The organism is Streptomyces sindenensis, assembly GCF_014649035.1.
GTDB lineage: Bacteria > Actinomycetota > Actinomycetes > Streptomycetales > Streptomycetaceae > Streptomyces > Streptomyces sindenensis.
Genome location: NZ_BMSG01000027.1, coordinates 57,529 through 71,375, shown reverse-complemented (window position 1 = coordinate 71,375; position 13,847 = coordinate 57,529). Strand labels below are relative to the sequence as shown.

The following is a 13,847-nucleotide window of genomic DNA, read 5'->3' as shown; positions in this document are numbered from 1 at the left end:
GGAGGGCCGTGCCGTCAGCCCAGAAGAACCGGGAAGGCGGCCATGTCGTTCTGTGTCATCACCGGAAGTCTGGTGATCTCCTCGTCCGGAACGGCGAGGCGGAGTCCGGGGAAGCGGGCGAACAGGGCGGGCAGCGCGATACCCGCCTCGACGCGCGACAGGGCCGCGCCGGGGCAGATGTGCGGGCCGTGGCCGAAGGTCATGTGGCGGTTGCGGGTGGGCCGGGTGATGTCGAAGGCATCGGCGTCGGGGCCGTGCTGCTCGAAGTCCCGTCCGATGGCCCGGTAGGAGATGACGACTCCCTCGCCCTTGCGGATCACCTCGTCGCCGACGGCCATGTCCTCGGTGGCGAACCGCATCAGCAGGTGGGTGGTGGGGGTGTCCCAGCGCAGCGTCTCCTCGATCACCGCGTCCCAGCCGATCTCCCCGTCGAGCACCAGGCGCAGCTGGTCGGGGTGGGCGAGGAGGGCGCGTACGGCGTTGAGGACGAGCCCGATGGTGGTCTCGTGCCCGGCGGCGACCATGGCCTTGAGATTGCCCACCACCTCCTCCTCGGTGAGCGGTTCGCCGCCCTCCTCGGCCTGGATCAGCGCGCTGGTGAGGTCGTCCGTGGGCCGGGCGGTCTTCTCGCGTACGAGGTCGATGTAGAAGTCGTCCAACTCCGTCAGCAGGGCGAGGCGTTCGTCCTGCGGGGTGAGCATGGAGAAGAACGCCTTGTACTGCCGGGTGAGCATGGCGTGCTGGGACTCGTCGACGCCCATCAGCATGCCGACGACCTTCATCGGCAGCGGCTGGGCGAAGACCGCCTTGAGGTCGACCACCCCGTCCTCGCCCTGCGCGGCGTCGAGGGCGTCCAGCAGCTCCGCGGTGAACTTCTCGATCTCCGGGCGGATCGCCTCCAGGCGGCGGGGGGTGAGCGCCTGCGAGGTCTTGGTGCGCAGCCGCCGGTGTTCGGCCCCGTCGACGGTGAACATGGAGCGCCCGGCGTCGATCATGCCGATCAGCGGCCAGGCACGTGTCACCACTCCGCTCCGCCACAGCCCCCAGGCGTCGATGTCCTTCACCAGACGTGGATCGACGAGGAGTTGGCGCGCCTCGGCGTGGCGGGTGACCGTCCAGGCCGGGACGCCGAGCAGGTCGATCCGGGCGAGGACCCCGGCGTCCCGCAGCCGTGCGGTCTCGCCGTCCAGGTCCTGGACCATGGGGTCGATGGTGATGACCCCGGTGTTCCGGCCTGCCGGTGCGGCTTCGGCGTGCGGGCAGTTCACAAGGCGTCTCCTGTCGTGCGTACGGGGGTGAAGCGGACGGGCAGTGCGGTCGTCCCGCGCAGGAAGGCGGACGGCCGGCGGACCAGCTCGGTCGCGGGGACCGCCAGTTCGAGGTCGGGCAGCCGGTCCAGCAGCACCTCGATGCCGGTACGGGCGATGATCTCGGCAATCTCCTGGGCGGGGAAGGGGCAGCGGTACTCGCCGTGGCTGAACGCCAGGTGGGCGTTGTTGCCGCCCTGCCCGGAGCGGACGGCGGAGGCGGTGACCTGCTGGCGGATGTGGGGGTCGGCGTTGGCGGCGCCGAGCCCGAGGAGCAGCATGTCTCCGCGGGCGATGTGCCGGCCGCCGAGCCGGGTGTCGCGCGCCGCCCAGCGGCCGGCCAGGATCTGGGTGGGGCCGTCCTCCCAGAGCACCTCGTTCATGGCCTCGGCGACGCTGTGCCGGCCGCCGGAGAGCGCGTCGGCGAACTGGTCCTCGGTCAGCATCAGCCGAGTGGAGTTGCTGATCCAGTCGGCGGTGGTGAGGTGCCCGGCCGCCGTGACGGCCATCAGGTCGAGCGCGTACTCCTCGTCGGTGAACGGCCCTGGGTGCGCCAGCATCCGCGAGGTCACGTCGTCGCCGGGCCGGGCCCGCTTGTCGGCGACGAGGCGCTGCATGTGCTCGCCGAAGCGCAGATGCGCCTTCTGCGCGTCGGGGCCGCCGTCGGCGAGGTCCTTGAGCACCCGTGCGATGTCGGCGCCCTCGTCGTCGGGGAAGCCGACCAGCCGGGCGAGCACGAGGACGGGCAGCGGCTCGGCGTACTCGGCGACGAGGTCGGCGGTTCCCCGGCTGCACACGGCGTCGATGAGCCGGTCCGCCAACTGCTCGCAGTGCTGCCGGATCTCGAAGGGGTCCGCGCCTTCGAGGGCGGGGACGACCATGTCGACGTGGCGGCGGTGCTCGGCCCCGGCGGTGAAGTAGATGGACGGCATCGGGGTCCCCACCATGGGCAACAGCGGCCAGTCGGCGGGGATGTTGCCCCACTGGTTCCACAGGGAGACGTCCCGGGGGTACAACTCCCCGTCGCTGGTGACCTGGTGGAGTTCCCGGTAGCCGATCACCAGCCAGGCGGGAAAGCCGCCGGGCAGTTCGACCGGGACGACGGGGCCGTGCTCGCGCCGCATGGAGCGGTACAGCTCCTGGGGTTCGGCGTCGAAGCCGGGTCCGCCGAGCGCGACGGCACCCGCACCGGCGCCCATGGGACAGCCACCGGGACCGGTCGGGGACGCGGGCGCGGCGGACGAGGGGTTCGTCATCGTACGGACTCCAGTGGCGGCGACTTCGCGCGTTGCGACCATACGATCAACGCGGCACCACTATAAGGAGGTTCCGTGAACTCTTGGGCCCTGTTCGCGCTCATTTCCGGCCGAACCTCGAACGATGCGGACCGCCTTCCCGTCGGCCCTCGCAGGACATCTGCGCACCATTGACCACAAGGCAGGCGTCGGCAGACCGCACGGTCCACGCGGGCGGGTCACCAGGGCGGTGCGGCCGATCACCAGCGGCGGAGGCAGGCCACCAAGGCGGCGCGGGCGGATCACCTCGGCGGCGCCGGCGGGGTGAAGGTCACCCCCACGCTCCACTCCCCGGTCCGGAGCGTCAGTCCGTCCGTCAGATCCTTCGACCGCTCCAGGTCGGTCAGCCACAGGTTGACGGCGGAGCCCAGGAGCACCGGGTCGAGCGCGGGCCGCCGGGCACCCCAGGCGCGTTCGGTGCGCGCCTCCAACTGCCGCCCGCCGCGCAGCTGGACGAGACAGCGGGTCTCGTCCAGCCGGGCGACCAGGACGTTGAGGTTCTCGTGGCGGCGGGCCGCGTCGGCGATCCAGTCGAGCGCGGCCACCTCCGCGTCCGCGACCGTGCGGGCCAGCACCTCCGCCGCGGCGGGCCAGTGGGGGTGGTTCTCCTCGGTGGTGACGGCGTAGAAGCCGAGGGCCTCGGTGTGGTGTCCCGCGACGAGGGGGCGCCGCTGGATCGTCACGGTGCCCCACGCGTCGTGCGTCCCCGTCACGTCGTACGCCGTGACCTGCGCCCGTCGCACCGGTTCGGGCGCCGGGACGGGAAGGGGCCGGGGAGCACCCGGGGGCACCCGGACCCCGCGCCGGGCGAGGAACTCGTACATCCGGGCCCGCGTCACCTCACCGGAGGTGTCGACCGACGCGAGCTGCCCGTCGACCACGGGCCGCAGCTCCGCCGGGTCGTGCCGGCGCGCCGCGTCCAGCAGCTGCGCGAGGAGGTCCCCCTCGGGGTCCAGGCGCGGCGCGCCCCGGGCGAACGCGGCGGCGGGAGAGAGCGGGTCCAGCTCGTCGAGGCCGGTGGCCGCGAGCATCGTGACGCGGTCGGCGGCGGCCGAGTAGAACGACGTACTGCCGTGGTCGCCGACCACCCAGTCACTGGCCACCACGGCTGCCCGCCACCCCTCCTGAGGCGGAATGATCATGAGCCCGGCGTCCATGGCGGCCCCGAGCCGCTCCAGCACACCCGCCGGGGTGTGCCGCGCCCACACGTTGGGGTGGAAGACGGCCGCGACCGCGAACTCGTCGGCCGGGAGCGAGGTGACCAGCCGCAGCGGCAGCTCCGGATGGCGCCCGAGCAGCGAGTGCTCGCTCCAGGTGGAGTGGACGACGACCAGCCGGCGCCCGTCGACCGCGCCGAGCCGCGAGCGGTACCGGTCCCGGTGGGGCATGCTCGCGGTGATGCGCTGGAAGCACCAGTCGCCGACGGCCAGGGCGTACGGCGCCGCCTCGGGGCAGATCTCGGTGAGCCGGTCGATCTGATCCTGGTGGGAGACGCCGATCGCCTGCGGGACGACCTTGCCCCGCCACATCAGCTCCCGGCGGGACAGCCCGGCGGGGGCGAGGGCGTCGCCCGTCGACTCGGTGACGAGGCGGTTGTACCCGGCGCCGTGCGGCAGCACCATCAGCGGGGCGTCGAGCCGGCGCATCGTCGAATGCACCGAACAGCTCACGGCCAGGTCGAAGGGGCGCCGGGTCGCCTCCTCCCAGCTCAGCAAATGGATCCCCAGGCCGGACAGGTAGGAGTCGAGCCCGTCGGCGAACGCCGATCCCGGGTTGACCGTGTAGTACTTCTCGATGCCGTCCTCGGGCCGCAGCAGATGCATCACGTCCACCACCCGGGTGGCGGACGTGAGGGTCCGGGCCACCCCGAGGACCTCGGCCTTCGGCGCGTCCCAGGTGTTCCACCGGTCGCGGCAGGGCCGGCCCGCGCGGCGGCCCCGGAACCGGGCGGACGTACGGCTGAGCAGCGACGGCACCGAGGACAACGCGTGGCTCCGGGGGAGGTAAGGGGACAGGGAGAAGGGTAAGCGGAGGGAGGCTCAGGCCGTCGGCGCGGCCGGTGGCCTCAGCCCCATGGTCCGCCGCAACGCGCTGAGCTTCTCCTCGCAGGCGGCCCGCAGCGGCCGGTCCTCGACCCGGTCGGCCAGTGCGGTGAGCAGTTCGAGCGCCTGGTCGAGCTTGGCGAACTGCTTGAGCCCGGCCGCCGCGTCGGCCGCCGCACCCGCGGCGGCGACCGCCCGGTCCAGCGAGCCGAGCCCGGCGAAGGCGTGGGCCCGTACGAGGTCGATCCGGGGCAGCATGGGTTCGTCGCCGGTGGTCCGGGCGGTCTCGGCCGCCGCGTCCAGCACGTCGACGGCGTCGGCCCACCGCTCCCCGGCCACCAGCGCCTGGGCCACGTTGTAGCTCTGGACGACGATGCCGTGCGGGTCGGGGACGGCACGGTTGGCCGCCAGCGCGTCTTCGAAGAGCTGCCGCGCCTCCTCGGCCCGCTCGTACGCCGCCCCGGGCGACTCCTCCGACCGGCCGCGCGCCAGGGCGATGAGCCCTCGGCTCTCCTGGACGACGCCGCTCAGCCGCGGGTCACCGGCCAGTCCCAGCAGGCCGACCGCGGCGTCGAGCTGGGCCTCCGCGCGGTCGAGGTCGCCCAGCTCGTAGGCGGCCCGGGCGACCTGGTTCCGCATCCGGACCTCGACGTCGGGGCGGGCCTCGTGCTGGGCCGCCTCGATACCGAGGCGGCCCGACTCGACGCAGTCCGCGAGGTGTTTGCGGCTGTGGTAGAGCGCCCACAGCGATTCGCAGAGCCGCCACACCTGCTCGTGCCGGCCCTCGTCGGCGGCGACCCGGATCGCGGCCCGGAAGTTCACGCGTTCCGCGTCCAGCCACTCCAGAGCATCGGCCCGCCCGGTGAACAGCGTTCCCCGCACGGCGAGTTCGTGGAGCGGGCGGACCGGCGGCGGCTGGATCCGGAACCGGTCGCCCAGCACCAGCGCGTCGCCGTGGGCCGCCGCGTCGGCGTAGAAGTCCACGACGCGCCGCAGGACGGCCCGCCGCCGTTCCTCGGGCAACGCCCGTGCGCGCAGCCGGGCATGGGCCCGCACCACGTCGTGCAGCCGGTAGCGGCGGGGCCGGTCCGACGACTCCACCAGGACCGCGAGCCGGCAGGAGAGCAGCTCACCGAGGCCCTCGTCGACCCGGGTGGCACCGGCGGCCGCCAGCAGGTCGGCCGTGGCCGTCGTGCCGGGCAGGACGCCCAGGAGGTCGTAGAGGTGGCGGGTGTGGCCGGCCACCCCCGCCACCACCGAGTCCAGCACCGCGTCGACGGCCTCGCCCACACCGCCCTCCTCGGTCTCCCCGCCCGTGCCCATGGCCACCGCCATCGCCTCCCGTACGCCGTCGTCCGTCCCGTACCGCCCGGCCGTCAGGTCGCGCACCACGTCGTGGAGGGTCAGCTGGGGCCGGGCCGCCAGCCATTCCAGCGCCGCCCGCAGCGCCAGCGGGTGCCCCGCGCAGAGCCGTACGACATCGGCGGCCGTGCCCTCGTCCGCGTCGGCGTGCCAACGGCGTACGAGTTCCGTCCCCGCCGTCTCGTCCAGCGGGGCGACATCGATGAGCGCGGCCCCGTCCATCAGCAGCGACGGCAGGACCCGGCGTCCGGTCGCCACGAGCAGCCCCCGCGGCGGCACCAGGGCCCGCGCCTCCGGGGCGTGCTGGACGTCGTCCACCTTCACCAGGAGGCGGAGCGTGGCGGCGACGCTGCGGAAGAGCGCCGTCCGCTCGGCGACCCCGGCGGGCACGTAGTCCTTGTGGACCTTGAGGGCGCGCAGGAACTCCCCGAGCACCGCGGTGAGGTCGACCACCCCGTCCCGGCGGTGGTCCGCCAGGTCGACGTGGAGCTGGCCGTCGGGAAAGAGCTGGTGCAGCTCGCGCCGGACGGCCTGGGCGACGAGCTGCGTCTTGCCGACCCCGCCGACCCCGACCACCAGCACGACACCCGGCTCCGGTCCGGCGGCCAGGGACAGGGCCGCGTCCCGCAGATCGGCCAGCTCCTTCGTCCGGTTGACGAACACCCGGCTGGGCATGGGCCCCTGGCTCGGCGGGACGTCCGGCGGGGGCGCCGGCAACTGGAGGCCCTCGATGTGCTGCGCCATCAGGACGGGCCCGACGATGACGGCGTCCCCCGACACCGTGTTGTACGCCGCGTTGTGCGCCGTTCCGCCGCCGTCGGTACCGAGGCCGCTCAAACCCGTCTCCTTCCACCGGTGCGACACCCTCGCGCGCTCGCGCTGGGTGAACGCGCCGGTTCCCTTCCCGGCTTCCGTGGACCGGAACCCGCCCCGGCCTCGCACTGTAGTCCCGCCGCTCTACGATCGGGGGCGTGTGCGCAGACGTCATGGTCGCCGAGGACGACGCGAAGCAGGCCGAGCTCGTACGCCGCTATCTGGAACGGGAAGGGCACGCCGTGAGGATCGTGGGCGACGGCCTCGCCGTGCTCGACGCCGTCCGGCACCGGGAACCCGACCTGCTCGTCCTCGATGTGATGATGCCCCGGGCCGACGGCCTGGACGTGGTGCGGGTGCTGCGGTCCGAGGACCGCGAACTGCCCGTGCTGATGCTGACCGCGCGGTCGACCGAGGACGATCTCCTGCTCGGTCTCGACCTCGGCGCCGACGACTACATGACCAAGCCCTACAGCCCGCGCGAGCTGATGGCCCGGGTCCGCACCCTGCTGCGGCGCACTCGGCGGCCCACCGCCCCGGAGCCGGTGGCCGAGGACCCGGTCCTGCGCGTCGGCGAGCTCGTGGTCGACCCGGAGCGGCACGAGGTGTCGGTGGGCGACCGGACGGTGGAGTGCACGCCGGGCGAGTTCCGGATCCTGGCGGCACTGGCGGCCGGACCGGACCGGGTGTTCAGCCGGCAGCGGCTCCTGGAGGAACTCCACGGGTTCGACCGCTACATCAGCGCCCGGACCGTGGACGTGCACGTCATGAACCTGCGCAAGAAGATCGAGCGGGCTCCTCGCCGGCCGGAGCGGCTGCTCACCGTCTTCGGCGTCGGCTACAAACTGACCGACCCGGCGAAGGCCCCGGCCCGGCGTGGGTAGGGCGCGGGGGCAGGGGGCCCGGCGGGAGGATCCGGACCGGGCGCGGCCGTCGCTGCGGCGGCCGGACCGGGCGCGGCTGCCGCTGCGGCGGCCGGACCGGGCGCGGCTGCCGCTGCGGCGGCCGGACCGGGCGCGGCTGCCGCTGCGGCGGCCGGACCGGGCGCGGCTGCCGCTGCGGCGGAGTCTGCTGGGGCGGCTGCTCGTCGTCTCGGCGCTGGTGGCCGCGTGCTCGGTGGCGGCCACCGCCTGGATCGCCGTGCAGACCACCTCGGGTGCGATCAGGCAGGAGCAGGGGCAGAACCTCACCGCGGACGCCCGGATCTACGACACCCTGCTGGAGTACGCCGCCCGCAACCCGACCTGGGACGGGGTCGGGGCGACGGTCCGGAAGCTGGCGCGGGAGTCGGGCCGCCGGGTCGCCCTGACCACGCAGGGCCGGCAGCCGCTCGCGGACTCCGCCATCGGGGAGGGCGCCCCGCCGCTCCCGCCGCAGGCGTCGGCCGTGGTCGACCCGTTGTCCGTGGACACCGTTCTGGCGGCGCGCGGAGCCGACGGACAGGGGACGGGCGCCGACCGGATCGACCCCCGGGCGGTGGGCCCCTTCCGGCTCTCGACGGCCGACAGCCGGGCGCTGCGGCGGACCGCCGACGACAAGGTGGCATGCCTGAACCGGGCGGGGATCGCCTCCGACGTGGTGGTCGGCGCGAGCGGCCGCCCCCGGGTGCAGATCGTGGGCAACGACCCCGAACGCGCGCTCGGCACCCGGTGCGATCTCGCCGCCCTGGACACGCCCACCCGTTCGGAACGCAAGGCGCTCGACGCGCTCACCGAACTGGCCGACGCCTGCCTGAAGCGCCAGGGCCGCGAAGGCGTACGGCTCAACAGCGATCTGTCCTGGGGCGATCCGGCCCCGGTGGCCGTGCTGGGGGAACCCGTGGCGCCCGCGCCTCGGCCGGTGCCCGCACCGCGCGACGCCCCCGCGGAGGAGGCCGCGCCGTCGGTGGAGACGCCGGAGCGGACCGGGGAGAACGACCGGGCCATCGCGTCCTGTGTGGGCACGGCCCGGAGCGAACAGCTCAGTTCGTACGTGGCCTCCCCCGCCCTCCTCTTCATCGGCGGCGAGGGCGGCGCGACGCTGCCCGGCTTCGACCTCTCCCCGGCGAACACCGCCAGGATCACCGGAGCAGCGGCGCTCGTCCTGGCCCTCACCGTGGGCGCGTCGGTGTTCGCGGGAGCCCGGCTGGTACGCCCGCTGCACGCGCTGACCGGCGCCGCGCAGCGGATGCGGGACGGGGAGGAGTCGGCGTCGGTGCCGGTGTCGGGGGACGACGAGGTCGGGCGGCTGGCCGCGGCGTTCAACGACATGTCGGCCCATCGGGCGCGGCTGGAGGAGCAGCGCAAGGCGATGGTGAGCGATGTCGCCCATGAGCTGCGCACCCCGCTGAGCAACATCCGGGGCTGGCTGGAGGCCGCCCAGGACGGACTGGCCGACCCCGACCCGGCGTTCGTCTCCTCGCTGCTGGAGGAGGCGGTGCTGCTCCAGCACATCATCGACGACCTCCAGGACCTGGCGGCGGCCGACGCGGGGGCGCTGCGCCTGCATCCGGAACCCCTCGACGTCCGGGAGTTGCTGGGCCAGGTCGCCGCCGCGCACCAGGCGCGGGCCGAGAACGCGGGCGTCACGCTCGCCGTCACGGCGACCGCCCCGGGCCCGGGCCTGAGCGCGGACCCGGTGCGGCTGCGGCAGGCGGTGGGCAACCTGGTGTCCAACGCCGTACGGCACACGCCGGAGGGCGGGCGGGTGACGCTGCGCGCGTACGTCACCGGGCGGGACGCTTCCGGTCCGTACGCCCCCGGGCCGAACGCCTCCGAGGAAGGCCGCGGGACGGCCGTGACCGGCAGCGGGACGGTGGTGATCGAGGTGACCGACACCGGATCCGGTATCCCCGCGGACGATCTCCCCCATGTCTTCGACCGGTTCTGGCGCGCCGAGAAGTCCCGAAGCCGCCGCACGGGCGGCAGCGGCCTGGGCCTGGCCATCGTCCGCAAACTGGTCGAGGCGCACGGCGGCACGGTGGAGGCCACGAGCACCGAGGGCAAGGGGTCGACGTTCGCTCTCCGGCTGCCCGGAGCCGGGGGATGCCGGCCCCTGATGGGATGACCACAGCGTTCTGACAGCTTCTTCATATCTCGGCGCCAGCCTGGCTCCATGCCCCGTCCCCGGTGCGAACCGGCATCCGGGACCGTCACGGGGCCGAGTATGGAATGGAGCCATCCGCATGACCGCTTTCCCCTCGCGCACCACGCTGCGCGCCGCCGTCCTCGCCGCTGTCGCGGCGGGCGCGGTGCTGGTCCCGTCCGCCGCCGCCTTCGCCGACGCCTCCCCGAAGCCGTCGGCGCCCGTCGAGGCCACACCGGCCCCGGAGCGGAGCGAGGCCGCCGCGGAGGCCCCGAAGGACGCCGCCCCGGCGGTGACCCCGCGCGGCGGTGTGGCGGCGGGCGACCGCCCGGCACCGGCGCCGAAGGAGGCCGAACCGGCGGTCACCCCGCGCGGCGGTGTCGCCGCCGGTGAACGCCCGGCCGGCAGCGGCGACAACAGCACGGCGCTGCTCGCCGGTTCGGCGGCCGGGGCCGCACTGCTCGCGGGCGCGGGCACGTTCGTGCTGCGCCGCCGCTCGGCGGCGGCCCGCAACGGCTGACCCGACCGTTGAGTGTGGCGCCGCCCCGCGCAGGGGCGGCGCCACACGCAGTTCCCGAGCCGCAAGTTCACCCCCTCCCACCCCGATTCCGGAGTCTCCCTGTGCCGTCGCCCCGTACGCCCCACCGCTTCCGGCGGACCGCCGCCCTGCTGACCGCCGTCGCGGCCTGCGTCGCTCTGGCCGGCTGCTCGTCCGCCGGGCCCTCGGCAGCCACGGCCACTGCTCCCTCCGCGTCGGCGCGGGACGACGCGGGCTCCGGACCGACCGCACGGTCCCGGGCCGATGAGACGGAACGGTCGGCCCCCACGGAGGTCACCATCCCTTCCATCGGCGTACGGAGCACCCTCATGGAGCTGGGTCTCAACGCGGACGGCACGGTCGAGGTTCCGCCGGCGGAGAGGGGCATGACGGCGGGCTGGTACCGCGGCGGATCCGTACCCGGCGCACCGGGCCCGGCCGTACTGATCGGCCACAACGACACCCGTTTCGGCCGGGCCGTCTTCCACGACCTGAAGGACATCCGCGAGGGCGCCGAGGTACTGGTCCGCGACGGGGCGGGGAAGACCCTGCGCTTCACGGTCACGGGGAAGGAAGCGGTCAGCAAGAAGGCGTTCCCCACGGAGAGGGTCTACGGCCCGACAAAGGGCAGCACGCTGCGGCTGATCACCTGCGACGGGGAGTTCGACGCGGAGGGCCACCCGGTGGACAACCTGATCGTCTACGGCGACCTCGTCTGAACGGCGACGGAGACGATTCGGCGTATCCGGCCGGGATCCGGATGGCAGCCGATCGGACAGACTCGTGCCATCCGATGTCTACCCGTGGGTAACTGCCGCTGCTTGGATGGGGGCACCCGGTACGCCCCCCACTCGACCACAGGAGACCTCGTGCCGAACACCGTGTTCCGCCGCCTGACCGGCGTCACCCTCTCCGCCGCACTCGCCACCGTCACCCTCGCCGCGAACGCTCCCCAGGCAGCGGCCGCCGAGACCCCGTCGCTGCGGGTGCTCTCGTACAACGCGTTCCTCTTCAGCAAGACCCTGTACCCCAACTGGGGCCAGGACCACCGGGCGGCCGAGATCCCGAAGACGTCGTTCTTCCAGGGCAACGACGTCGTGGTGATCCAGGAGGCGTTCGACAACGGCGCCTCCGACGCGCTGCTGCGCAACGCCGCCGCCCAGTACCCGCACCAGACGCCCGTGATCGGCCGGAGCAAGAGCGGCTGGGACGCCACGGGTGGCTCCTACTCGGCGACGACGCCGGAGGACGGCGGCGTCACCATCCTCAGCAAGTGGCCGATCGTGCGCAAGGAGCAGTTCGTCTTCAAGGACGCGTGCGGTGCCGACTGGTTCTCGAACAAGGGCTTCGCCTACGCCGTTCTGAACGTGAACGGCGCCCGGGTCCACGTCGTCGGCACCCACGCCCAGTCGACCGACCCCGGCTGCTCGGCGGGCGAGGCGGCACAGATGCGCAGCCGGCAGTTCAAGCAGATGGACGCGTTCCTCGACGCGAAGAACATCCCGGCCTCCGAACAGGTCGTCGTGGCGGGCGACTTCAACGTGGACGGGCACTCGGCGGAGTACGCGTCGTTCCTCGCCGACGCCGGCCTGACCACCCCGGACTCCCGGACGGGCCACACGTACTCCTTCGACACCCGCGACAACTCCATAGCCTCCGAGCGCTACCCCGACGACCCCCGCGAGGACCTGGACCACGTCCTGCACCGCACGGGCCACGCGAAGCCGGCGAACTGGAAGAACGATGTGGTCAAGGAGCAGAGCGCCCCGTGGACGGTGTCCAGCTGGGGCAAGAAGTACACGTACACGAACCTCTCCGACCACTACCCGGTGATCGGTTCCGGCCAGTAGCCGTCCTCTGACGTGGTGGTCCCCCGGTGAGGCTCCGGGGGACCACCGCCTGGGCGGGCACGGGAGACTGGTGTGCGACGAAGACGGCACAACGGAGGAGAAGTACCCGTGAGCGACCCCCAGCAGCCCTTCACCCTCATCCCGGGCGCCGCCGACTCCCCGGTCCTCCTCCACGTACCGCACGGCTCCCGCCGCATCCCCCACCACGTGCGCGAGGGGATCGCGTTGGACGACACCTCCCTGGAGCGCGAGCTCGACCACATCACCGACGCCCACACCGCCGAACTGGCCGCGGCTGCGGCGAAGCTCGCCCCGGTCGCCCCCTGGCGCTTCGTCAACAACCTGTCGCGGCTGGTCGTCGACCCCGAACGCTTCCCGGACGAACGGGAGGAGATGCTCGCCGTCGGCATGGGCGCCGTCTACACCCGCACCACCCACCGCGAACCGCTCCGCCCGCCGGAGGACGACCCCACTCCCCTGCTGGAGGCGTACTTCCACCCGTACGCCACCGCCATGACCGAGGCCGTCGAGGCACGCATCGCCGCCGCCGGCAGCGCGGTGATCATCGACGTCCACTCGTACCCGACCGACCCCCTCCCCTACGAGCTCCACGGCACCGGCCCCCGCCCGCCCGTCTGCCTGGGCACCGACCCGTTCCACACCCCGTCGGAACTCCTCGCTGCGGCGGAGACGGCGTTCGGCGACCGTTTCGGCCACGACGGCATCGGGCACGACAGCCCGTTCGCGGGTACGTACGTGCCCCTCCGGCACTACGGGTCGGACCGCCGGGTCACCGCGCTGATGATCGAGATCCGCCGCGACACGTACATGACCGAGCCGGGCGGGCCTGCGGGTCCGGGCCTCGGCACGCTGGCGGAGGGGCTGGCGGAGCTGGTGGGATCGCTCAGCCGACCTTCTTCCAGTCCTGGCATCCGTTGGACTTGAAGACCTCGCCCTTGTTGATGGTGACCCGTCCGCTGCCTTCCAGGTTGCCGTTGGCGATGATGGCCTCGAACTCCCCGCTGGAGTTCCTCGCCCGCTCCCAGTAACACCCGAAGGAGTCACCGGGACCGCCCGTCCTGTACGTACCGGCGCGCATTTCCTCACCCACCAGGTATTCACCGTCCCCGGCCACAGTGGTGGGCGGCCCCTTGGGCTTCGGCGGCTTGGCAGTGACGGTGGCTGTCTTCGTCACGGTGACCTCCGGCCCGGGCACCTCCACCTCCTCGGTGACGGTGATCCTCGGGGCGGGGCCGGCGTCCGAGGCCTCGGCGCGGGCCTCGTCGTCCGAGATGCCGATGCCGACTCCGAGGAACAGGGCGACGGCCCCCACGGCGCCATGGGTGACCCAGGCCTTGCCTCGCGACGGCTTCCGCGGGGAAGTGGGCACGGGCGAAGTCCCTGACGTGGGCGCTCCCCAGGGCGTAGCGGGGTGTCCGGGCTGCCCCGGGTACCCACCGGGCACCCCCGGGTGCTGGTGCTGGTGCTCGTCGGGCTGTTGCGGGTTCATGCGTATGCTCCAGGTCTTGGTGATGCGACAACAGGTGGGAGGCAGGGGGACTCCTCGTCCACTGCGC

At 73.5% G+C, this 13,847-nt stretch carries 11 protein-coding genes; 6 read left to right on the top strand and 5 right to left on the bottom strand.

The window, feature by feature from the left end; all coding sequences use genetic code 11:
- Positions 1-14: 14 nt before the first annotated feature.
- From IE145_RS24990 to IE145_RS24975, 4 genes are all read right to left on the bottom strand, one after another.
- Positions 15-1,268 (bottom strand): cytochrome P450 family protein, encoded by a 1,254-nt coding sequence (locus IE145_RS24990; RefSeq protein WP_189527703.1) that lies wholly within the window; start codon positions 1,266-1,268, stop codon positions 15-17.
- The gene (locus IE145_RS24985; protein WP_189527702.1) at positions 1,265-2,563 is read right to left on the bottom strand and encodes a cytochrome P450; all 1,299 of its coding nucleotides are present in this window, start codon (positions 2,561-2,563) and stop codon (positions 1,265-1,267) included. The genes IE145_RS24990 and IE145_RS24985 overlap by 4 nt, the downstream gene beginning before the upstream one ends.
- A gap of 281 nt (positions 2,564-2,844) precedes the next feature.
- On the bottom strand, positions 2,845-4,587 hold the full coding sequence (locus tag IE145_RS24980; protein ID WP_189527701.1) for a hypothetical protein: 1,743 nt from the start codon (positions 4,585-4,587) through the stop codon (positions 2,845-2,847).
- A gap of 54 nt (positions 4,588-4,641) precedes the next feature.
- Entirely contained in the window at positions 4,642-6,843 is a 2,202-nt protein-coding gene (locus tag IE145_RS24975) for a regulator (RefSeq protein ID WP_189527700.1), read from the bottom strand.
- 149 nt (positions 6,844-6,992) lie between these two features.
- Between IE145_RS24975 and IE145_RS24970 the strand changes: the two genes are divergently transcribed.
- From IE145_RS24970 to IE145_RS24945, 6 genes are all read left to right on the top strand, one after another.
- Positions 6,993-7,703, top strand: a complete 711-nt coding sequence (locus tag IE145_RS24970) for a response regulator transcription factor (RefSeq protein ID WP_189527731.1) — start codon at positions 6,993-6,995, stop codon at positions 7,701-7,703.
- Positions 7,704-7,815: 112 nt separating this feature from the next.
- On the top strand, positions 7,816-9,864 hold the full coding sequence (locus tag IE145_RS24965) for a sensor histidine kinase (RefSeq protein ID WP_229825807.1): 2,049 nt from the start codon (positions 7,816-7,818) through the stop codon (positions 9,862-9,864).
- Positions 9,865-9,982: 118 nt separating this feature from the next.
- The gene (locus tag IE145_RS24960; protein WP_189527699.1) at positions 9,983-10,402 is read left to right on the top strand and encodes a hypothetical protein; all 420 of its coding nucleotides are present in this window, start codon (positions 9,983-9,985) and stop codon (positions 10,400-10,402) included.
- A 101-nt stretch (positions 10,403-10,503) separates the two neighbouring features.
- Positions 10,504-11,139 carry a class F sortase gene (locus tag IE145_RS24955; protein WP_189527698.1) on the top strand — a complete coding sequence of 212 codons (636 nt, stop codon included), beginning with the start codon at positions 10,504-10,506 and terminating at the stop codon, positions 11,137-11,139.
- Positions 11,140-11,289: 150 nt separating this feature from the next.
- A complete protein-coding gene (gene sph, locus IE145_RS24950; RefSeq protein WP_189527697.1) occupies positions 11,290-12,270 on the top strand; it encodes a sphingomyelin phosphodiesterase in 981 nt (326 codons plus the stop codon).
- Positions 12,271-12,378: 108 nt separating this feature from the next.
- Positions 12,379-13,215: an N-formylglutamate amidohydrolase gene (locus tag IE145_RS24945; protein ID WP_189527696.1), complete on the top strand. Its 837-nt coding sequence runs from the start codon at positions 12,379-12,381 to the stop codon at positions 13,213-13,215.
- Here the strand turns inward: IE145_RS24945 and IE145_RS24940 are convergent.
- Positions 13,175-13,660, bottom strand: a complete 486-nt coding sequence (locus IE145_RS24940) for an Rv1352/Rv1906c domain-containing protein (protein ID WP_189527695.1) — start codon at positions 13,658-13,660, stop codon at positions 13,175-13,177. The genes IE145_RS24945 and IE145_RS24940 overlap by 41 nt on opposite strands.
- Positions 13,661-13,847: the final 187 nt, after the last annotated feature.